Below are 21,017 nucleotides of genomic sequence, written 5' to 3' on the forward strand. Positions count from 1 at the left end.
CGGGTCTGCCCCCGTCGGCCGACCGGAGCTGGAGAGAGCGGCCGAGTTCCTCCCACCACACTTCATCACAGAGGGGGCAACAAACTCGATACACGGATGTATCGTCGCCCCGTGATGCGATACCTCCGTGCTCTCCTCACCGCGCTCTCCTCCGCGCTGCACGCCGTCCTGTCCGCTCTCGGCACCGCCGGTGCCGCCCTCGGTCGGGGCGCGTCCGCCGCGGGACGGGGCGCGGTCGCCCTGCTGCCCCGGGAGTGGAAGAAGCCGATCGCGGCGCTGTTCGTGACCGGACTGGCCCTCGTGCCGCTGGTCTACTCCGGAAACATGACCTGGTCGTTCATCGACCCGAGCAACAACCTGAACCACATCACCGCAGCCGTGGTGAACGAGGACACCGGGGCGGACGCGGAGAGTCCGGACGGGGAGGTCTCCCACATCGACGTCGGCGAGGAGTTCACGGAAACCCTGCTGGAGAAGGACCAGGAGAACCTCTACCACTTCGTGGAGGCCTCCCCCGCCGAGGCGCAGCGCGGCCTGGCCGACGGCACCTTCGGCGCCACCATCACGATCCCCTCCGACTTCTCCGAGAACATCGCCTCGCTCGGCGGCGACGCAATGGATGCGGCCCCCGCGATGATCACCGTGAGCACGAACGACTCGGTGAACTACGTCGGCGGCAACTTCTCCAAGTCCGTCGGCACCGCGCTGACCGACGCGCTGCGTGCCTCGGTGCTCGAGGAGTACCTCGACAAGATCTACGTCGGCTTCACCACGATCCATGACGGGATCGTCGACGCGGCCGACGGCGCCGCCAAGCTCTCGGACGGAGCGAGCGATCTCCACGACGGCACCGGCGACCTGGTCGACGGCACGGCTGAGCTCACCGACGGCACCGGCCAGCTCGCGGACGGGTCCGCCGAGCTCGCCGCGGGCGCGGTCGACCTGCACTCCGGCAGCCTCGACCTCGTGGTCGGGCTGAATCAGCTCACCTCCGGCGCGGTCACGCTGCGCAACGGCGTCGCGACCCTCGACGCCGGTGCACAGCAGCTCTCCGGCGGGCTGGCGACCCTCGACGAGAAGGGACGGCCGCTGCGCAGCGGCGCGGACGAGCTCGCCAGCGGCGCCGAGCAGCTCGCGACCGGGGCGAGCGATCTCGCCGGCGGGGCGGGACAGGTCGCCGACGGCACCCAGAAGCTGGACGAGACCGTCACCGACGCCGCCGAGCGCGCCCGCGAGCTGGGCGTGACCGAAGAGAGCGTCCAGGCCACGAGCGAAGCCCTGGTCACCGCGATCGACGACCTCGAGCGCGCGATCGACGGGATGCCGAAGCTGCTGGACGCCCCGGTCGAGGCCGCCGACACCATCGCAGCCACCACCGAGAGCCTCGACGAGAAGGCGGGCGAGCTCGCCGAGACCGCCCGGAACCTCGACGAGTCCACGGGCGATCGCGCCCAGGACGCCCGCACCCTGCGCGAGGGCGCCGAGTCGATCGCCGGTGACGTCGAGACGCTCGACCAGGCCGTGCAGGACGCGGCCGAGGCCACCTCCACCTCGGCGCAGTCCGCCGAGACCTCCGAGGGCTCCGCCGGGGAGCTCGCCGACGGCGTCGACGAGCTCGCAGGACTCTGCGCCGAGGCCGGTGGAGGCCCCGGCGAGGGGTCCGAGCAGCCTTCCGCGGCCGAGTCAGCCGTCTGCCAGAAGGCGGAGGAGCTCGCCGGCACCACGCAGAAGGTCCGCGAGGACGCCGAGACCGCCACCGCCGACGCGGCCGAGGCCGACCGCCTGGCCCGGACCGCCGCGGAGACCTCCACCGACGTCGCCGACACCGCCGAGGGCATGAGCGACGCCGCCTCCGATATCGAGGATTACATCGAGACTCTCTCCACCACCACCTCGGCACTCGCCGAGGGCGCCGCTGCTCTCGAGGGCACCACCTCGACCCTCGCCGAGGACACCTCGACCCTCAGCAGCGACCTCAGCACGGCGCGGGACGACCTCGCCTCCGCCGTCCCGTCGGCCGAGCCCGGCCAGAGCGCCTCCGACCTCGCCGCGGAGCTCGCCGACCAGGCCCGCACCGCCGCCCGCGCGCTGCCCGAGGCGTACCGCACCCTGGACCAGGGCGTGCAGGACATCCATCGTCTGAACTCCGGCGCTCGCGAGGTCGCTTCCGGCGCGGACCAGCTCGCCGCCGCGACGGGCACCGCCCGCGACGGCGCCCAGGACCTCGCCTCCGGCGTCACCCAGTACACCGACGGTGTCGGCTCGGCCCGCGACGGCGCTGATCGGCTCGCCGACGGCACCGGCACCCTCAGGGACGGCGCCGGCACGCTCGCCGACAAGACGGGCGAGGCCCGCGACGGGGCGCAGCAGCTCGCCGACGGCACCGGCACCCTCGCGGACGGCTCGGCCGAGCTCGCCGACGGCGCCCGCCAGGTGGACGACGGCGCGACGCAGCTCGCCGACGGCGCGACCGACCTCGACGACGGCGCCGAGAAGCTCGACGACGGCTCGACCGAGCTCGCCGACAGCCTCTCCGACGCGAAGGACGACGTCCCCTCCTACTCCGACGAGGAGAGCAGCGCGCTCGCTGGCACCGCCTCGGACGCGGTGCAGATGGACTTCGACCGCCAGCACGATCTGGGCCGCTTCGGCGAGGGCCTCGCTCCGCTGTTCCTCGCGATCAGCCTGTGGGTCGGCGGCATGGCGATCTTCCTGATGATGCCGCCGTTCTCCTCCGACGCGATGGCGCGCGGGACGGGGCCGGTGCGACTGCTGGCAGGCGGACTCATCCCCGCCTTCCTGCTGGGTCTCGTCCAGACGCTGATCGCCGTCGGAGCTCTGCACTGGCTGATCGGCCTCACCATCGACGACCTGCCGCTGATGTTCGGGCTCGCGGGGCTGACCTCGCTGGTGTTCGTCGCCCTGAACCACGGCTTCGGCGCCCTGTTCGGGCCGGTCGGGAAGTTCGTCGCCCTGGTGCTGATCGCGATGCAGATCTCCGGGGCGGGCGGCACCTACCCGGTCCCGACCCTGCCGGGCTTCTTCCAGATGCTCCACCCGTACCTGCCGATGACCCATGCGGTCGACGCCTTCCGCGGAGCGATCGGCGGCGGCTGGATCGACCCGGCCGGGGACCTCGCCTGGCTGTCGGGCTGGCTGGTGTTCGGCGTGCTTCTAGGCCTGCTCGGCGCGGTGGTCCAGCGGCGCCGCACGCTGCGCACGCTCGGCGCGGACGAGGGCGGGCCGGACGGCGCGGACGAGGAGGAGCCGGAGCCCGCCACGGGCTCCGCCGCCCGCGCCTGAGGCGCTGGCCGACCTCGTCGCACTTCTGGAGCAGGGAGTGCGGCCAACCTGCGTCAGCGCTGCCCGGCTCCGCGTCCGCGGATACTCAGCGGGCGAGCAGCTCCTCGGTGCCGGTGCCCGGCAGGCTCAGGGTGACCGGGGTGCCCCACGGGTCCTCGACTCGGACCGAACGGCCGGTGTCGGCGAAGGAGAGGCCCGCGCGGCTGAGGCCGGCGGTCAGCGCGCCGAGGTCCTCGAAGAGGAAGGCGGTGTGGAACAGGCCGGCCTGGCGCGGGTCCACGCCCGGCAGGCCGGGGGTCGCGATGAGCCGCACGAAGGGGACCTGCCCCCGACCCAGCACGCGGTGGACCTCGCCGCCGGGACGGCCCTGCTCCTCGAGCGGGGCCAGAGCCAGGGCGTTCTCGTAGTAGGAGCTCATGAGCTCGAGGTCGCCCACCCGCAGGGTGACGGCGTCCATGGTGAGATCGCGGGAGACGTGGCGCTACTCCCGAACTCTGGTCCAATATTCAACTATTGGTGGCGGGGTTCTCCCGGGCTGGTGTCGGGGCTGGGCGGCCCGGCGCAGCCCCCTTGGCAGGACGCAGGGCGGTGAGCCGATGGCCCACCGCCCTGTCACCGGGTCCGCTCTCCCCTGCCGACCCGGGGTCCTCATCGTCTCGACAGGACCCGAAGGGGTGGTCCCGGAGTCGATGGTGCCTTAACAGTAGGCCGCCACAGCCCCGTCGGACCGGGACCTGGGTCCCGCCACAGAACCCGCACACCCGCAGGTCAGAGCCACTTTGAGACCTCAGGCGGAGGCTGCTCTCCGGCCTGCTGGCGCCATGCCCCCTGCGCGTCCTGCGCGATGCGCACCGGCTCGCCCTCGGCGGGCAGCACCCAGAGCCGATCCGCCTGCGTCTCCCACAGCAGAGCAGGCGGCGCGGCGGGGTCGTAGCTGAAGTCATCGGCCCAGAAATCCTCGCCGTCGGCGTCGCGCAGCACCACCCCGAGCTCATCCCCCGCGGCGTCCAGCACCGCCGAGACCTCTCCGGACGGCGCGGGCACCTCTACGCCGATCTCCGCGACCGGGCTCGGCTCGGGCTCCTCGGGCTGCGGATCGCGGTCCGTGCAGGCGGGCAGCACCACGGCGGGTGAGAGCAGCAGCGAAGCGCGCAGAAGGTGCCGACGGGTGAGTGTCATTCGCGCTCCCGGCTCTCCTCAGTCATCGCCCGCGCCCCAGCCATCGCCCGCGCCCGGTCGATGACCCGCCGGCGCACCTCCCCGTCGGCCGCGATCTCCGCGATGATCTGCGCCATCGCGACCGCGCAGTCGTCCATGAGCCGGTAGCCCTCGCCGCTCGCGGCGTGCTCGGCGAATTCGCGAGTGTGCAGGGCGCCGCCCGCCCCGGTGATGCCGACAAAGGGGTGCAGGCCCGGCAGGCGCTGGGAGACATTGCCCATGTCGGTGGAAGCGGCTGAGACGCCGAGCGAACCGTCGAGTGGGCGGCCCCGGCGCTGCATCGCCCGGTTCCACGCGGCCCCGAGGTCGGGGTCCTGGCGCAGCGGCTCATAGACCGGCTCGGTCTCCACGATCTCCACCGTGGTACCGGTCGCGAGCGCCGCTCCCTCGAAGCAGGCCAGGAGGCGATCGCGCAGCACCGCGAACTGCTCGCGGGTCAGCGCCCGGCATTCGAAGTCCACGACCGCCTGCTCCGGGACGATGTTGGTGACGCCGTCGGCCTGCGGCACGAGCGCTACGCGCTGCCCGTCGAGCATCCGCTGGCGCAGCAGACCGGCGGCGACCTGCGCGAGGACTGCGGCATCGTTGGCGTTGATTCCGTCGGCCGGGTTTGCGGCGGCATGGGCGCCGCGGCCGGTGAAGGTGGCGCGCCAGCGGCCCACCGCCTGGCTGGTGGAGCCCAGCACGTCATAGGTGTCGGTGGCCGGAGTGGGGTGGCTCATGAGCGCCAGGTGCGCTCCGTCGAACACGCCGCGCTCGATGAGCAGTTGCTTGCCGCCGCCGTGCTCCTCCGCGGGGCTGCCGATGACCCGCAGCGTGAGATCCAGGTCCTCCAGCAGAGCCGGGTCGGCGAGCGCAAGGGCTGCGCCGACGGAGGCTCCGGCGATGAGATTGTGCCCGCAGCCATGGCCGATGCCGGGCAGCGCGTCGTACTCCACGCACAGCACCGCCACCAGCGAGCCGGTGCCGAGCGTCGCGGTGAAGGCGGTGGGCAACTCCCCGACGCCACGCTCGAGCGTGAACCCGGCCTGCTCGAGGAGCGCGGCGCAGCGTTCGGCGCTGCGATGTTCCGCGAAAGCGATCTCCGGATCCGCGTGCAAGGCGCGGGAAAGGGCGTGGACCTCGGCGCGACGTGCTGCATAGGCGGCCGCGAGGGCCTCGGGGGCTCCCGGCGCAGCGTGCTCGGTCGATGCGGCCTGCGCGGTCGGCGCCGTGTGCTTGGTCGGCGCCGCCGGCGCGTCATCGCGCGGTGGCTCGGGGCGGGCAGCATCGGGCTGGTCGGTGCTCATGCCCGGATGATCCCACGGGCCCGGCATCGCGCGCGGCCGATGGCGCCCGCGCCGCACGCTGCCCTGCGCGCCAGGACCTCAGTCCACTCCGCGCAGCAGCGGCGGCATGAGCGAGGTTCCGCCGCCGGCGCGGTACAGCCGGGCGGGGCGCCCACCCGTCGGCTCCGCATGGTGCCCCGCATCCTCCACGAACCCGGGGGTGCGCGTGGCCTTGCGGTGGAAGTTCCCGGCATCCAGGCGGCGGCCCCACACGCTTTCGTACACGCCGCGCAGCTGGGAGATCGTGAACTCCTCGGGCAGGAACGTCACCGCGAGAGTGGTGTATTCGAGCTTGGAGCAGGCACGGTCCACGGACACCTCGAGCACGTGCGCGTGGTCGAAGGCCAGCGGCACCTCGGCGAGGTCCTCGAGCGGCCACCAGCGGGCATCGGCCACATCGGCGCCGCGCTCCGGATCGGGCAGATCCGCGCCGAGCGCCATGAACGCCACCGCGACCACGTGCCCGCGGGGATCGCGGCCCGGGGTGCCGAAGGTGCGCACCTGCTCAAGGTGCACCGCCCCGGTGCCCAGCGACGCCTCATCGGACAGCACCCGATGGGCGGCGTGGTCGAGGCCCTCGTTCTCGGTGACGAAGCCGCCCGGCAGCGCCCAGGCGCCCTTGAACGGCTCATCATCCCGCTGGATGAGCAGCACGGACAGGCGGCCCTTGCGCAGGGTGAGCACGACGAGGTCCACAGCGACCCAGATCGCGGGCACCGGCGCCGGAGTGTTCATGGCGTCACCTTAGTCTCGATGTTTCATCGGGTTCGTGAGCTGGGTTGGGTGGCGTCGGTGCCGGTGTTCACGCCGTGATTCTGGCATCTGGGCGTGATGTTGTGTCGCAGTGTCCGTTGCGGGCGGCCGGGTTCCAGCCCCGGGGGTGAGGGTGCTGCTGCTCGTAGGGACGGTTCGGTCCCGCGTTGCCCGCACGCAGCTGGATCGCCAGCGGCTCACCGGTCCCGTCGCTGCCGTCGTCGAGGAACGCGCACAGCGGGTGGTAGCCGAAACCAGGTGTGAACGTCGGGGCGGCCAGTTCCTTCTGGCTGTGGACGTTGATCAACGTGGCATCCAGATCCATGACCAGCGGAGTCTTCGCACTGGCCCCCGCGGCTGGGGAATGCTCCCCAGCCAGAGCCCAGGCCCTCTACCGCGCGACCTGGCGAGCCTTCGAAACCGCAGCCATCACCGCCGGGGCGTCATCGGCCAAGGTCCTGAGCATGCGGGAGATCGTCGGGGTTGAGGCCACCGGACCGAACAGCCCCGGTTCACTGCGCAGCAGATCAGTATCCCGGGCAGAGTCCCCACCGATCGCGCACGTCAGCGCCAGGTCCAGCATCACCTTCGCCGCGTGATGCTCCGCCAGCGGCTTCGTCCACGGCATCAACGCCTCTCGCAGCGACGCGGCCAGGCCCGTAGCGCGGAGGGTGTCGGTCAGCAGCACCGCACCGGCATGCGAGACCGCTCGAACCTCAGCGATGTCCACACGCGGCCGGGGGTAGAAGAACAAGGCAGGGTGGGACACCTGAAAGGTGCTCCTTCCAACGGATCGAAACGGCTTGTGACACCCCGCATCATCCCAGGCCAGGAGCACCTTTCGTTACACCACCCACCAGACCCAACCACACCCACATGAAATCTCGAGGTTAAACTGCGGCCCGAGGTAGAGATTCCTCTTTTCTGGCCCAGAAGACTCTACGAGGTTGACAGGAATATGGGGCGAGTATACGATGTGGGCTGCGTCGCAGAAACGTCTCGAGGATCCAATGATGGATCTTCACGGTATGGAAGGATGCATCACGATGAACAATGGGGTTACATACAGCAGACGTCTCGCAGCTTTCCGGTCGAGCGAGGGTGTATTGATTCGCTTGCTGGCCGTCACCCTCGCGGCCGTAATGGCTGCAACAGTGCTCGGCGTAGCTCCGGGAGCATATGCGCGCACCCCTGCCGATAGGTCAGTCAACCCGGCAGTAGGCGCCGAACAGGTAGGGATTAGCGAATCCCGCGAACTCGCCCAAATCGCAGACCTGCCCTCCTCGACGAAAGATGGACACCAAGTCGCTCTCGACGAGGCGCAGGCGTGGAGGCTTGCCGATGGCAGTTGGTTCGTGAGCGCCCCCGCGAGCGGGGACGATGTCTACATGGGTACGGTCAGCGCCACCCTTACTCCTGAGAAGAAGGTGGTTCAGTCTGGTGAAGCTATCTTTACGGGAAACATAGAGAGCGGATATGCCACGATTTGGGTGGACGGCAATAAAGTTGTCGATGGCGAGTTCTCTAGCCCGGCCGAGGATGACCCGATCATGACCCCGATGTTCAGTTGGGGAAAACTTAATGACTGTCTCGCCAGCGCCGGGATTCCGGCGTGGGTAATTGCGGCTCTGTCAACTGCATGTGGCGTCGCTTGTGGCGCGACCGCGGGAGGAGGATGTGTCGCATGCATGGTTGGCCTCGGACTCGTTGGCGGCGCAACTATCGGCTACTGCATGGAGGAGGCGCAGTGATGTTAACGCAAGGGAAGAATCTGTTTGTCGCATTGCTTGCTTTGATCATGATCTCGGTGAGTAGCACTCCAGCGTCCGCGCAAGAGTCGCAGAATCACCCGAGTGTCCTGAAGCCGGTCACAAGTTCCGAAGAGACGCGAGCCCTCGATGTAGCAGCAGTCGAGCTTGCCAGCCTCTCAGGAGAAACCCATCTGGGAGACCAGCCACCCGTCGTCACTCAAACCGAGGATGGGATGTATTATGTGGTGAGTGCTGGAATTGTAGGGGAAGAGGCCGACAAGGGCTCCTACATTGCCGTCATGCTCGATAAAGATGACCTAGATATCGCCCAAGTGATTCAGGTTAATATCGACATCCTCGATGGACAATCGGCCGACGTTAGGATGTGGATCGATGGCACCCTATCTGAGGAGCAGCACTTCACCCTCGATAGCGAAGCATCGGACAATTCCGTGACCACACAAGCGTCCAGGCAGGATATTATCGATTGCCTCGCCGCTGCGGGAGTGGGTATTGTTGCTGCTGCCGCAATCGTAGGTACCTGCGGAGCGATCTGTGCAGTCACGGTGGGTGCAGGTTGTATAGCGTGCGCGGCTGGCATCAGCGCTCTTGGCGGCGCGTACGTCGGCAAGTGTTTCAATATGGATTGATGGGCGGTTGGAAAATGTTGGACGAGCGAGAGGCTATCAATGTCTGAACTGAACCGCAAGATTCTCGTTCGGGTGCCGTTCTTCATCCTCGCACTCATATTCATCCCCACGCTGCCGTACTTAAATCACTTCGATGCACTCCAAGCAGTCGGGTGGATTCTTGCCGGCGCTCTAGCCCTACTTGCCATCGGCATGGGAGCCGGGGCCACGATCGAACGGCGAGCTCTGAGCACGCCTGACCTCATGGCTACGAACGGCAAAGATTCCCGTCGAACAAGGGGTACGCCACCCAATCTGGCGTGACTCTCTAACCCGTGACGCCGTTGCTCCCCGGGGCGCTAGATTAGTTGCCCCCGGGGGCCCTATGCTCTGAGTCAAGCCGCGAGGGCGGTTGGCTCGGGGGTCGGGGCTGGTGTGGATGGTTGGTAGTAGGTGCCGTCGCGGAGCATGGCGTAGAGGATGAGGACCTGCTGCGGCAGGTGGGGGCGGTAGCGCGGCCCGACCGGCTGGCCGGGCCGCGGGCGCGCCCCACCGCGGCGCCGAGCTGCGTACGGGGCGAGGGCCGCGGGCCGCTCAGCTATCGAGCCAGCGGGACCACTTCTCCGGCTGGTGCTCCGCCTCGACGGTGCGGACGGTGCCGGAGGTGGAGCGCATGACGATCGATTCGGTGATGATGCGGCGGCCCTCGTAGCGCACGCCGCGCAGCAGCTCGCCGTCGGTGATGCCGGTGGCGGCGAAGTAACAGTTGTCCGAGCGCACCAGATCGCCCGTGGTCAGCACCGCCTCGAGGTCCAGGCCCGCATCCAGGGCCTTCTGCTTCTCGGCCTCATCGGTGGGGGCCAGCCGCCCCTGGATCATGCCGCCGGTGGCCTTGATGGCGCAGGCTGCGACGATGCCCTCGGGGGTGCCGCCGGTGCCCAGCAGCATGTCCACACCGGTGCCGCGGGCAGCGGCGATCGCACCGGCCACATCGCCGTCCATGATGAATTTGACGCGCGCCCCGGCCTCGCGGATCTCGCGCACCAGCTGCTCATGGCGGGGGCGCTCAAGCACGCACACATTGACCTGGTGCACGGGCTTGTCCAGGGCCTTGGCGACCAGGTGGATGTTCTGCTTGACCGGCAGGCGCAGATCCACGAAGTCCGCCGCCTCCGGGCCCACCACCATCTTCTCCATGTAGAACACGGCCGAGGGGTCGAACATCGAGCCCTTCTCAGCGACCGCGAACACGGACAGCGCGTTGTTGTAGCCGAGGGCCGTCAGGCGGGTGCCGTCGATCGGGTCCACCGCGACATCCACGTCGGGCCCGGTGCCATCGCCCACCTTCTCGCCGTTGAACAGCATGGGCGCCTCATCCTTCTCGCCCTCGCCGATGACGACGGTGCCGTTCATCCGCACAGAATCCATGAAGGAGCGCATCGCGTCGACGGCGGCCCCGTCGGCCCGATTCTTGTCTCCGGCGCCCACCCAGCGGCCGCCGGCGATGGCTGCGGCCTCGGTGACGCGCACCAGTTCCAGGGCGAGGTTGCGATCGGGCGCAATGGCGGTGGACTCGGACATGGGGCCTCCCTCGGCTCATGGATTCGGCGTCGCAGCGGCGATCGCACCCGGCCCGACGGACCGGCGGATCGTCGGCTGACGTGCACTGGTGACTGTATCCGACCTGTGCGCCGGGCAGAGAGACAACAGTCCGGCTGAGCGGACGCCGGCGGGCGCGGGGGCGTAGGTGGCAGGGCGGGCGCGGGCGGGCACGCCGATGCACAACCCCGGCTACGTGACGTACATTACTCACACCATCGGACAAAAGCCGGGGCGTCGGAGATCGCAAGGGAGTGAGGACCGTGCAAGGACGCACGATGTTGGATCTCGGGCTGCGCAACGAGCTGCTCGTGCTCGACCTCATCCGCCACGCCCCCGACGGGACCTCGCAGTCGGAGGTGGTGCGCCGCACCGGGCTGTCGCGGCAGACGGTCTCGCTGATCGTGCGGCGTCTGCTGGACCGCGGGATCATCTCCACCGCCGGCACCGTCACCGTCGGCCGCGGCAAGCCCGCCACCGTGCTGCGACTCGTGCCTACCGCCCAGCTCGTAGCGGGGGTGCACCTGGACCCGTCGGCAATCTCCCTGGTCATCGTGGATCTGCTGACTTCCGTGGTGACCGAGCGGAGACTGCCCGCCCCCAGCCGCGACCCGGAGGGCGATGTGGACCGCATCGCCGCGGAGCTCACCGCGGTGACCCAGACCCTGCACGAGGAAGGCTGGCGCACCCCCGATGGCCGCGACGTCGACGAGGCGCTGCTGGGCATCGGGGTGGCGAGCCCCGGCCCGATCGATGTCACGCGCGGCGTGATCGTCGATCCGCCCTGGCTGCCGGGCTGGCGGGATATGCCGGTGGTGAAGCGTCTGCGCGCCCGCACCGGACTACCGGTGGTGCTGGACAAGGACACGAACGCGGCGCTCACCGCGGAGATGTGGTCCACCCCGCAGCCGACGGGCGAGACGGTGCTCTACCTGTATATCGGCGCCGGCATCGGGTCGGCGGTGAGCGTCGGCGGGACCGTCCATCACGGCGCGGGGGCGCTCGCCGGGGAGATCGGGCACCTGCCCACGGGCCTGGAGGGCGCCGAATGCTCATGCGGCCGACGCGCCTGCCTGAGTCTGTACACCGACGGGGCCGCGCTGCTCGAGCGGGCCGAGCAGCTGGGGGTGCCGCTCCCGGACCCGGACCTGCCCACCGTGGAGCGCCTCGCGGGCCTCACCTCTCTCGCGGCCGATGGGGATGCCGGGGCGCGGCAGCTCGTGGAAGACTTCGGGCTCGCGCTCGGCGAGGCGCTGCGCACCCTGATCGACGTGCACGATCCGCATCGCGTGATCATCGGCGGGCCGAACTGGGCGGCGCTCGAGCCGGTGGCCCTGGGCCGCGTGCTGGAACGCTCGCGGCACGCCCGGCTGCGTCGGCCTCGGGAGGTGGAGATCCTCACCTCGCAGCGCGGGGACGACGTCGGCGCGCTCGGCGCGGCCACGCTGTTCCTGCAGCGCGAACTCTCCCCCGCCGCCCGCGGGTGACGGGCGCGCGGGCAGAGTCAGGCGCGGGTGCTGGCGGGCTCCACGCGGGCGGTGGGCTCGGCGGTGCGCTCGCCGACGGCCTTGAACAGCGCCACGAACAGCGAGACCAGGCCGATGGTCAGGATGATGTGGCCCAGGCCCGCGATGCCGGGGATCGCGGCGGTGGTCTCGGCGGGATCCTGCCCGTCCAGGGTCAGGAAGCCCCGCACGGCCTGCATGATCACGGTCATCACGAGGCCGATGTTGTAGGTCCAGTAGAAGACGGTGAAGGAGCGGCGGCCGCTCAGGTGCAGCACCGCATCCAGGGCGAGCACCACGAGGAACATGACCATGCCCAGCACCAACAGGTGGGTGTGCAGGGTCGCGAGCTGCGTGGGTTCGCCGAGGTTGCCGGTGAACTTGGTGTACTCGCGGTAGAACACCCCGCTGAGCAGGCCGAGGATCATGTAGACGAGCGAGGTGGTGAGCAGACGTTTCATGCCCGCTACGCTACGAAGCCCGCCGCGTCCACGGATCCACCAAAAGATGGAGTCACGTCCATCCGCGCCGGTCAGAGCGGAGACCCGGGCCACAGTGAGCCACCCCGGTCGGGCCCCAGCACCCCGCTCCAGTCACGCCCCAGCGCCCCGCCACCGTCGGCCACAGTGAGCCACCCCGAACAGGCCGATGGGCCCCGCCGCGGCGGCCCCGCGCGGCATAGGCTGAGCTCAGGCGCCGATGCCACCACCCCCGTCGGCCCCTCCCCCACGTTCACCGACCCCGGAGTCCGCGATGAAGACCTTCCCCATGCCAAACACGGACATCACTGCCCCGCAGGTGGTGCTGGGTCTGATGCGGATCGCCGAGAAGTCCGATGAGGAGATCCGCACCCTGGTGCGTTCAGCGCGCGACGCCGGGATCGACTTCTTCGACCATGCGGACATCTACGGCGGCGCCCTGCATCGCTGCGAGGAGCGGTTCGCGAAGGCGCTGCAGCTCACGCCGGTCGAGCGCGAGGAGGTGGTGATCCAGTCCAAGGCCGGGATCGTGCCCGACGGCCCGTACTTCGACTTCTCCACCGAGCACATCCTGCGCTCTGTCGAGGGGTCGCTGCGGGCGCTGGACACCGACTACCTGGACATTCTGCTGCTGCATCGGCCCGATGCGCTGGTGGAGCCGGAGGAGGTCGCCGCCGCCTTCGACCAGCTGCACGCCAGCGGGAAGGTGCTGCATTTCGGGGTCTCCAACCACACGCCGCGGCAGATCGAGCTGCTACAGCGCCACCTGGATCAGCCGCTGGTGGCCAACCAGCTGCAGCTGTCCATCACGCATTCGACGATCATCTCCCAGGGCGTGGCCGCGAACATGCAGGGGCTTGAGCAGTCGGTGGTGCGCGATGGCGGCGGGATCGTGGACTACTGCCGCCTGCATGGGATCACCGTGCAGGCGTGGTCCCCGTTCCAGGCCGGTTTCTTCGACGGGGTGTTCTTCGACAAGCCCGAGCATGCGGAGCTGAACGCCGTCCTGGAGCGGCTGGCCGAGGAGAAGGGCTCCACGCCGCTGGGCATCGCAACCGCGTGGATCACGCGACATCCGGCGCAGATGCAGGTGGTGCTGGGCACCACCACGCCGCAGCGCGTCACCGATGCCGCCGCGGGCGCCGATGTGGAGCTGACCCGGCCCGAGTGGTACGAGCTGTATCGGGCGGCCGGGTGGCTGGTGCCCTGACCCGTGCAGATCACCCCTCCCCCGGGGGCACGCTGCGGCAACCCTTGGCGTCGCGGCGGCGGGCCCGACAGGATGGGGTGATCCCGGGTGCCCACAGGCGCAGGGTGTCCACAGGCGCAGCGACGCGACAAGGAGGAGCGATGGCGCACCACGACGGCACGGCAGCACCCCGACGTATCGGCCTGATCGGCTGCGGGGATGTCTCCGCGGTGCATTTCGAGGCGATCCGGGACGTGGAGGGCCTGCAGCTCGTGGGCGTCGCGGATGTGGATCCATCGGCGCGGGAGCGTGCCGCGCAGGCTACCGGCGTGCCGGCCTTCGCCACGACCGCGGAGCTGTTGGAGGCGGCGTCCCCGGATGCGGTGCATGTGACCACGCCGCATGCCGAGCATGTGGAGCCCGTGGTCACTGCCCTGGACGCCGGGGTGCATGTGCTCATGGAGAAGCCGCTCGCCTCGACGCTCGCGGGTGGTGAGCGTCTGGTCGAAGCGGCGCAGGCCGCGGCCCCGCGCGGCGTGAAGCTGGGGGTGTGCTTCCAGAACCGCTACAACCGGCCCAGTCAGCAGCTGCACGCTCTGCTCGCAAGCGGTGAGCTGGGCGCGGTGCGCGGAGCATGGGCGTCGGTGGTGTGGACCCGCACCGCCGACTACTACCGGGCGAAGCCCTGGCGCGGCACCTGGGCTGGTTCCGGTGGCGGACTGCTCATCAACCAGGCGATCCACACCCTCGATCTCGTCCAGTGGATGCTGGGCGGAGTGGAGAGCGTGGATGGGCACGTGGCCACCCGCCGCTTCGGCGACCTGATCGAGGTGGAGGACACCGCGGAGCTGCTGCTGACCCACCCCGGCGGGATCACCACCTCGTTCTATGCGACGCTCACGGCGCCGCAGCATCGGCCGGTGGAGATCGAGCTGGACTGCGAGAAGGCGTACGTGCTGCTGCGCGGCGGCCTGGAGGGCACCCTCACGGTGCGGTGGGCCGATGGGCGCGTGGACTCCTGGGGCGAGCGGCAGCTGACCAGCGGGGGCCGCTCCTACTGGGGCGTGTCCCATGAGCTGCTGATCCGCGACTTCTACGAGCGGCTGGAGGAGCCCGAGCCGTTTTGGATCTCCCCCGCGGAGGCGATGGTGAGCCTGCGGGTGCTCAAGGAGGCGTATGCGGCCAGCGGACTGAGCGCCCAGGCGGGATGAGGCCCCAGCTTCAGCCCCGGGGATCAGATGATCGTACGCCCCTCCTTGCGGGCGGTGCGCATGTCCTTGAGGAATCCGCGCACGATCGTGATGAGGATGCCGAGGACGATCACGGGCCAGCTCAGCACGTAGACGGTCAGCAGGGTGGTCATGGGAGTCTCCTTCCCGCGCAGGGCTTGCCGTGATGCGGCCCGGGCGCGTCGAGGTCGTTGCGGTAGGGGGGAAAGATCAGCGGGGCGTGCCGGTCACAGCGTGCTCGCCGTGCGGAGCCTCCGTCGGGACTGGCTCGGTCTCCTCGTCGAAGTCGCCGGTGACCTTGCGGATCACGGAGAAGTCGAAGGTCTGGCCGGAGCGAACGCTGAGGGCGTAGCAGACCAGGAAGGAGACCGCGTAGGCCACGAGCGACGCGGACAGCGTCGTGTAGTCGCGCAGGGCGCCCATCGCAAACGGCAGGGCGACCAGGGAGGACACCGCACCGACCAGCATCGCCGGGCGCAGTCCGAAGAAGCCGAAGGCCATGATGCCGAGCACCACGCCGATGCCCACCACCGCCAGCAGCTCCACCAGCAGCGCCCACGCGCCGGTCACCGGCAACAGCTCGAAACGCACCGGCAGGAAGAAGGCGAGCGCCGCGAGCACCGAGACGGTGAAGGCGAGATTCGTGATCCGCTCCCAGTAGAAGGAGGCGATCACCGGGAACACCAGGCAGCCCCACAGGGCGCCCACGAACACCAGCAGGTCCAGGATGTTGAAGCGAGCGGTGGCGAAGAACAGCGCGAGCCCGGTCGCGGTCACCATCGTCAGGCGGCCGATCAGCAGCATGAGCTTGGGGTTCACCCGCTTGCGGCCCACGGACTGGCCGTAAACGTCGGTCATGACGATGGAGCTCAGCGCCGCGAGATCCGAGTCCGCGGTGGAGGACAGCGACCCGATGATCATCACGAATGCGATCGCCACCAGGCCCACAGGCAGGTAGGTGCCGACCATCTGCGGCATGAGGTTGTTGACATCCCCGCCCATCGGCTCGATGCCCAGGTACAGGGCCATCACGCCCAGCATGCCCACTCCGATCACGGTGGCGCCGTAGCCCACGGTCGCGGTGAGGAAGGTGGGCTTGATGAGGTCCTCGCGCACGGCGAAGAGGCGCTGGGCGATGGTCTGGTTGCCGATCGCGTAGGCGAGCACCGCGGCGATGTAGGGGGCGCCCTGGTTCATGAAGGCGTCGGAGGAGAAGAAGCTCTCCTGCTGCGGGGTGACGTTCCCGGCCGCGACCCCCTCGGCGAACATCGAGGGTCCGCCGGCGAGGAAGAACACCGCCGGGATGATCACGACGGCCGCGCCGAGCATCGCCATGACCTGCGCGAAGTCGGTCAGGACGGAGGCGCGGAAGCCGGACCACAGGGTGTACAGCAGCACACCGCCGGCGATGATGAGGATGCCCGCGCCGAAGCTGAGCGGGGAGAGCATCGAGATGATCGCGCCGCCGGCGATGAAATTGGAGGTCAGGGAGATGACGGAGCCCAGCACGTTGGAGGCCGCGAGCATCAGCTGGCTCGAGCGGCCATGCCGCGCATACATCACCTCCGCCAAGGTGTGAGCACGTGGCGCCACCTCGCGGATGCGCCGCCCGAAGGGGTAGATGAACAGGATCATCAGCGCACCCCAGAGCCCATAGTGGATCGGGCCCGAGACGCCATAGGTGTAGCCGGCCGTGACCGATGCGTACATCGAGGACGCCCAGATCCAGGTGGCGGTCATCGACGCGGCGGAGACGCCGAAGCCGATGCGGTTGCCCGCGGTCATGTAGTCGTCGGCGTTCTCCTGCTTCCGGGAGATCGCTACGGACATGAGCATCGTGCCCCCGTAAAACAGGAGCAGCAGCAGAATGATGCCGAGGATTCCGAGCTGGACGATCTCGCCGTCGGGCATGGGCGGCACAGGGTCTTCCTTCCGTCGCGGGTCAACCGATCGATGACCGGGATCCGCGAAAGCGCGCAGGGCACGACGTGGTCGGAGCAGATCACCTCTGCGGCCCGGTCGGCGCCCTGGAGCCATGGCCGCCCGGAATCAGATCAGACCGCGCGATGGCACTTCACCTGCAGCGGAACGGGGCGGCGAGGGGTGAGGGGTCCGCACCGGATTCGGGCGGTCCGACGGTCACGCACTGCGCCAGGGCCGCGCCCATCTTGGCACACTTCTCACAAGAATGCCGACAAAGGCGGGACCAAGGCCCCGATGACCCACTGTCGATGCAGGTCATCAACCCCAATTCGATCTTCGACAGCTCTTGACGAGCGCCCGCCGCCGTGTGCGGGCACCGCCCCGCTGACTGGTTCAGGCCCAGCCTTCGGTGTGGTCCTTGAGCTCCCGGTATGCCTCGAGCACCTGCGGGGCGGGGTCCGCCTGGACCGTGCGGGCGCCGCGGATCTGCCAGGCCGGGGGCTCATCGGCCCCGCTGAGCGCCCACGCGGCCTGCCGCGCGGCGCCGAGGGCCACGTACTCCCCGTCCGGCGCGATCGTCACCTCGCGCCCGAACACCGCCGGGGCGAGCTCCTGGACGGCGCGGGAGCGAGCGCCCCCGCCGATCAGGATGATGCGCCGAGCAGGCGTGCCAGTGCGGTCCTCGAGGGCGGCGATCCCATCGGCCAGAGAGCACAGCAGGCCCTCCACGTAGGCGCGGGCCACATCCTCCCTGGTCGTGGAGGCGCTCATGCCGGTGAGGGTGGCGCGGGCGGTGGGGCGGTTGGGGGTGCGCTCGCCGTCGAAGTACGGCAGCAGCGTCACGCCGCGGGCGCCGGGCTCGGAAGCGAGCGCCAGCTGCGAGAGCTCCTCGTGGGAGACACCCAGCAGGGAGCGGGCCGCCTCGAGGATGCGCGATGCGTTGATGGTGGTGGTCATGGGCAGGAAACGACCGGTCGCGTCGGCGAATCCGGTGACGGTGCCGGTGACGTCCCCGGGACGGGAGTCCGAGACCATGGCGCACACGCCGGAGGTGCCGATGGAGACGGACACATCCCCGGGGCCGAGCGAGAGACCGAGCGCGGCGCCCATGTTGTCACCGGTGCCGGCGGCGATCGCGGCACCGTCGGGGCTGGTGGCGGTGGGTGCGGTGCGGGCCATGATCTCCTGCGGCCGGGTGGGCAGGCGCGGCAGGTCGATGGGGTGGCCGATGGCCGCGGCGGCGAGCTCGGGCACCCAGGCTTCCTCGCGCGTGGAGTAGTAGCCGGTGCCGGAGGCGTCACCGCGGTCGGTGAACGGTTCGGTGCCGGAGGCGGCGAGGTGGAGGGAGACGTAGTCGTGCGGCAGGAGGACCCGGGTGGCCCGACGGGCGTTCTCCGGCTCGTGCTCGAGCACCCAGCGCAGCTTCGCGGAGGTGAAGGAGGCGACCAGCAGGCTGCCCAGCTGGTCCACGCACGCCTCGGTGCCTCCGAGCTCGTCGATCAGGGCCTCGGCCTGCGGGGCTGAGCGGGTGTCGTTCCACAGCAGCGCCGGTCGCACCGGCTCGCCGGACTCGTCCAGCAGAACCATGCCGTGCTGCTGACCGCCGACGGCCACGGCCTCGGCACGGTCGAGCAGCGGGCCGGCAGCCTCGTCGACGGCGTCGAGCCAGGCGCGCGGATCCACCTCCGTGCCGTCGGGGTGTGCGGCGCGGCGCTGCTCGATGACCTCCCCGGTGGCGGCGTCCACCAGCAGCGCCTTGGTGGCCTGGGTCGAGGAGTCGATGCCGAGGACGAGGGTCATGGGGTGGGCCTTTCGGGGTGGTGGTGCGGGGCGAGGTTGGAGCTGAAGGGCTAGGGCTAGTAGGGCGGGCTGGGGCCGGTGGGGCGGGGCGGAGCCTCGCGAGGCTCAGAGCGGCGAGGGCACCCGGGCGGAACCGAAGAGCACGTGCTGCACTCCAGACAGCGCCGACTCCCCGCACCCACCGCCCGCCGGTGCGGATCCGCCGTTCTGTTCCAACGGTCCGGCCATTGTGTACCGCCCAGTGGAACATTTCGGCCGATTCGCGGGAGGAGGCACCTGAGGCTGGGGCGGCGGCGTGGCACGGGCGGTGGTGTCTCAGACGGGAGCCTTGCCCGCGAAGGACGCCCACCTGCCGCGCGAACGCGTGAGACCGTTCCTGGGAGAGTTATCCACAATTTTGGGGAGTTGGCTGACGCGGTGGAGCAGGGTCGCTACCGTGGCCGTGTTCCAGGACACACACAGGGAGCTCTCCTCATGACCCGACGCCTCATCGCCGCCACTGCATCCGCTGTGCTTATCCTCGGCCTCGCCGCCTGCGACGACGGCAAAGGCCCGGTCACCACGCCGCCCCCGGATCTCGGCTTCGAGCCCCAGACCAGCGATGGTGGGGGCGACGAGAGCGGCGCAAGCGATGGCGGGGGTGACGGCGAGACCCAGGCCGCGCCCGATATCCCCGCGCCGGACCGCGCGGACTTCCCCGGGATGAATGAGCACACCGAGGAAGGTGCTCTCCAAGCATTTCGGTACTACATCGCTGTGTCGATGTGGGCGCACCAAACGGGTGAAACCGAAGAGCTCCACAGGCTTGAGGAGGCGGCCTGCAAGGGGTGTCAAGAACTCAACGAGGCGATTGAGCCGATGAAAGAACACGGCGAGTACTGGTCAAAGTTTGATGTAACCGAAGTGGGAACGCGTATTTACGATTCCGAGCACTATGATGTCGAGGTTGCATATTTCTTTACAATATCACCGCACACGCGCCCTAACGACTCTTTCGACGGACGCTTCGAAGCCCCAGAGGTTGAGTACATTTCAACCGCGGGCATGAAGTGGTCGGGCGATGGCTGGACCGTGAAGGCGCTTGATGCCGAATGGGGGGAAGATGTCCACAACTAGGAGTCCATTATTTCGCAGATGCTTACACTGCATAGCTCTCCTAGCCTTGACTCAAGTCGCCATCTTCATCCCCGCAACCAGCTCTTTCGCTGACGGGCAGGATCGCGCTGGAGATCGGACGCAGCAGTCTCCCAGTGAGCCGCGGGAACCCGTACAACCAGAGGGTTCCGAAAGCTCAGACGAGGAGGATAAGCCCGACGTTGAAGGCAGCACCTCCGGGGATAACAAGTTGGGTGTAGGTGCCCGAGAAGCCTGGGAAGAACCCGTCAAAACCCCTCTCCCGGGTCCCGCAGAGAATTCTCCGACCGCTAAAGGGGGCTCCGAACTCCCCAACATCGTGACGCAGTGGACGGCGGTCGAGAACCCCGGCAACATTGAGTGCGATATGGGTGTTGGCGGGGCGTTGGCATGCGTGCCACCGACGGGCAGCTGCCAGGAGGGTAACGGCGACTCTACGAGTTACAGGGTCAGTGGGGATGACGTGCTGACGTTGTCTGCTGGCGTGAAGCGTTCCGGCGGGTCCTCGCGGGAGGGGTCTACGGTTCATGGCACGCAGACGAACCTGGAGAAGAACACCGTGAAGGACCTGGGGTGGGACTGCGTCCGCCCCGGCGCTCCTGAGGTTGGCACTCCCGCAGCACAGATCGTTGTCACCGTAGAGGACTTCGCCGAGCTTCCCGTCAAGGCCCCGATCGCTCACGCCGGCCCGGAGCGTGGCTGGCTGCCGGTGAACATGGTCAACGTCCTGCACACCGACGCCGACACCCAAGAATTGGAAACAGACATCCTGGGCACGCCGGTGCGGATCCGCGCCACGCCGGTGGAGTTCCACTGGGACCTCGGGGACGGCAACACGATCACCACCACCGACCCTGGTAAGCCCTTCCCTTCCGAGCGCGTCTCTTCCGAGTACCGGTTCGAGGGCTGGTACGACATCACCCTCACCACCACCTTCACCGGCCAGTTCTCCGTGGACGGCGGGGAGTGGCAGGACATCGAGGGCAGCATCGAGATCGAGTCCGATTCCGTCGAGCTGTACGCGAAGTCCCTCGAATCTCGCCTCGTCAATGGCAGCACCGACGAAGACGACAACAAGGACGAGGACGAGGAAGAACTGGGCTTGCCCGCAAGTTGTTGACGGTTGATCAAGCTGCTTGGGCTTGATCTGCGTGTTCTTCGGTTTTGGCCTGGTCGC

Annotated in this window: 18 protein-coding genes and 2 pseudogenes; 10 read left to right on the plus strand and 10 right to left on the minus strand. The window is 69.1% G+C overall.

Annotated features, from left to right (window positions below; genetic code table 11):
- Positions 1 to 114: 114 nt before the first annotated feature.
- Positions 115 to 3,303: a YhgE/Pip domain-containing protein gene (locus CJ197_RS13300; RefSeq protein ID WP_102237228.1), complete on the plus strand. Its 3,189-nt coding sequence runs from the start codon at positions 115 to 117 to the stop codon at positions 3,301 to 3,303.
- An 85-nt stretch (positions 3,304 to 3,388) separates the two neighbouring features.
- On the opposite strand, the gene CJ197_RS13305 is transcribed toward CJ197_RS13300, so the two are convergent.
- The 5 genes and pseudogenes from CJ197_RS13305 to CJ197_RS13325 form a co-directional block, all read right to left on the minus strand.
- Entirely contained in the window at positions 3,389 to 3,760 is a 372-nt protein-coding gene (locus CJ197_RS13305; protein ID WP_102237229.1) for a VOC family protein, read from the minus strand.
- Between the two features lie 311 nt (positions 3,761 to 4,071).
- Positions 4,072 to 4,482: a hypothetical protein gene (locus tag CJ197_RS13310; RefSeq protein ID WP_102237230.1), complete on the minus strand. Its 411-nt coding sequence runs from the start codon at positions 4,480 to 4,482 to the stop codon at positions 4,072 to 4,074.
- Positions 4,479 to 5,810 carry a M20 family metallopeptidase gene (locus CJ197_RS13315; RefSeq protein WP_102237231.1) on the minus strand — a complete coding sequence of 444 codons (1,332 nt, stop codon included), beginning with the start codon at positions 5,808 to 5,810 and terminating at the stop codon, positions 4,479 to 4,481. Before CJ197_RS13315 ends, CJ197_RS13310 begins: the two co-directional genes overlap by 4 nt.
- Before the next feature lie 78 nt (positions 5,811 to 5,888).
- Complete coding sequence (locus CJ197_RS13320; RefSeq protein WP_102237232.1) at positions 5,889 to 6,584, minus strand: NUDIX domain-containing protein; 696 nt, start codon at positions 6,582 to 6,584, stop codon at positions 5,889 to 5,891.
- Positions 6,585 to 6,651: 67 nt separating this feature from the next.
- Positions 6,652 to 7,440 (minus strand): annotated as a pseudogene (locus CJ197_RS13325) (transposase).
- Positions 7,441 to 7,615: 175 nt separating this feature from the next.
- On the opposite strand from CJ197_RS13325, the gene CJ197_RS14960 reads away from it, so the two are divergent.
- The 3 genes from CJ197_RS14960 to CJ197_RS14970 are packed head-to-tail and all read left to right on the plus strand — an operon-like array spanning position 7,616 to position 9,306.
- Complete coding sequence (locus CJ197_RS14960) at positions 7,616 to 8,353, plus strand: hypothetical protein (protein ID WP_146007782.1); 738 nt, start codon at positions 7,616 to 7,618, stop codon at positions 8,351 to 8,353.
- Entirely contained in the window at positions 8,353 to 9,003 is a 651-nt protein-coding gene (locus CJ197_RS14965; protein ID WP_146007783.1) for a hypothetical protein, read from the plus strand. The genes CJ197_RS14960 and CJ197_RS14965 overlap by 1 nt, the downstream gene beginning before the upstream one ends.
- 39 nt (positions 9,004 to 9,042) lie before the next feature.
- Positions 9,043 to 9,306 carry a hypothetical protein gene (locus tag CJ197_RS14970; protein WP_146007784.1) on the plus strand — a complete coding sequence of 88 codons (264 nt, stop codon included), beginning with the start codon at positions 9,043 to 9,045 and terminating at the stop codon, positions 9,304 to 9,306.
- A 270-nt stretch (positions 9,307 to 9,576) separates the two neighbouring features.
- Here the strand turns inward: CJ197_RS14970 and glpX are convergent, their stop codons facing one another.
- A complete protein-coding gene (gene glpX / locus CJ197_RS13335) occupies positions 9,577 to 10,563 on the minus strand; it encodes a class II fructose-bisphosphatase (protein ID WP_102237234.1) in 987 nt (328 codons plus the stop codon).
- Positions 10,564 to 10,577: 14 nt separating this feature from the next.
- On the opposite strand from glpX, the pseudogene CJ197_RS15940 reads away from it, so the two are divergent.
- Both CJ197_RS15940 and CJ197_RS13340 read left to right on the plus strand, forming a co-directional pair.
- Positions 10,578 to 10,655: pseudogene (locus CJ197_RS15940) on the plus strand (hypothetical protein); the annotation flags it as partial.
- Positions 10,656 to 10,859: 204 nt separating this feature from the next.
- On the plus strand, positions 10,860 to 12,068 hold the full coding sequence (locus CJ197_RS13340) for an ROK family transcriptional regulator (RefSeq protein WP_158239509.1): 1,209 nt from the start codon (positions 10,860 to 10,862) through the stop codon (positions 12,066 to 12,068).
- Positions 12,069 to 12,085: 17 nt separating this feature from the next.
- Here CJ197_RS13340 and CJ197_RS13345 read toward each other — a convergent pair whose 3' ends face one another.
- Positions 12,086 to 12,547: a DUF2871 domain-containing protein gene (locus CJ197_RS13345; RefSeq protein ID WP_102237236.1), complete on the minus strand. Its 462-nt coding sequence runs from the start codon at positions 12,545 to 12,547 to the stop codon at positions 12,086 to 12,088.
- 292 nt (positions 12,548 to 12,839) lie between these two features.
- Between CJ197_RS13345 and CJ197_RS13350 the strand changes: the two genes are divergently transcribed.
- Both CJ197_RS13350 and CJ197_RS13355 read left to right on the plus strand, forming a co-directional pair.
- On the plus strand, positions 12,840 to 13,775 hold the full coding sequence (locus CJ197_RS13350; protein ID WP_102237237.1) for an aldo/keto reductase family oxidoreductase: 936 nt from the start codon (positions 12,840 to 12,842) through the stop codon (positions 13,773 to 13,775).
- A gap of 140 nt (positions 13,776 to 13,915) precedes the next feature.
- On the plus strand, positions 13,916 to 14,965 hold the full coding sequence (locus tag CJ197_RS13355) for a Gfo/Idh/MocA family protein (RefSeq protein ID WP_102237238.1): 1,050 nt from the start codon (positions 13,916 to 13,918) through the stop codon (positions 14,963 to 14,965).
- 23 nt (positions 14,966 to 14,988) lie between these two features.
- Here CJ197_RS13355 and CJ197_RS15660 read toward each other — a convergent pair whose 3' ends face one another.
- The 3 genes from CJ197_RS15660 to xylB form a co-directional block, all read right to left on the minus strand.
- The gene (locus CJ197_RS15660) at positions 14,989 to 15,117 is read right to left on the minus strand and encodes a putative transporter small subunit (RefSeq protein WP_233190968.1); all 129 of its coding nucleotides are present in this window, start codon (positions 15,115 to 15,117) and stop codon (positions 14,989 to 14,991) included.
- 76 nt (positions 15,118 to 15,193) lie between these two features.
- Complete coding sequence (locus tag CJ197_RS13360; protein WP_102237239.1) at positions 15,194 to 16,894, minus strand: sodium:solute symporter family protein; 1,701 nt, start codon at positions 16,892 to 16,894, stop codon at positions 15,194 to 15,196.
- Between the two features lie 405 nt (positions 16,895 to 17,299).
- Complete coding sequence (gene xylB, locus CJ197_RS13365; RefSeq protein WP_102237240.1) at positions 17,300 to 18,706, minus strand: xylulokinase; 1,407 nt, start codon at positions 18,704 to 18,706, stop codon at positions 17,300 to 17,302.
- A gap of 474 nt (positions 18,707 to 19,180) precedes the next feature.
- On the opposite strand from xylB, the gene CJ197_RS13370 reads away from it, so the two are divergent.
- Together CJ197_RS13370 and CJ197_RS15425 are read left to right on the plus strand one after the other, a co-directional pair.
- Complete coding sequence (locus CJ197_RS13370) at positions 19,181 to 19,822, plus strand: DUF6318 family protein (RefSeq protein WP_102237241.1); 642 nt, start codon at positions 19,181 to 19,183, stop codon at positions 19,820 to 19,822.
- 502 nt (positions 19,823 to 20,324) lie between these two features.
- Positions 20,325 to 20,960 carry a hypothetical protein gene (locus CJ197_RS15425; protein WP_199173942.1) on the plus strand — a complete coding sequence of 212 codons (636 nt, stop codon included), beginning with the start codon at positions 20,325 to 20,327 and terminating at the stop codon, positions 20,958 to 20,960.
- Positions 20,961 to 21,017 lie beyond the last annotated feature (57 nt).

This window comes from Brachybacterium sp. UMB0905, from assembly GCF_002871795.1.
Taxonomy (GTDB): domain Bacteria; phylum Actinomycetota; class Actinomycetes; order Actinomycetales; family Dermabacteraceae; genus Brachybacterium.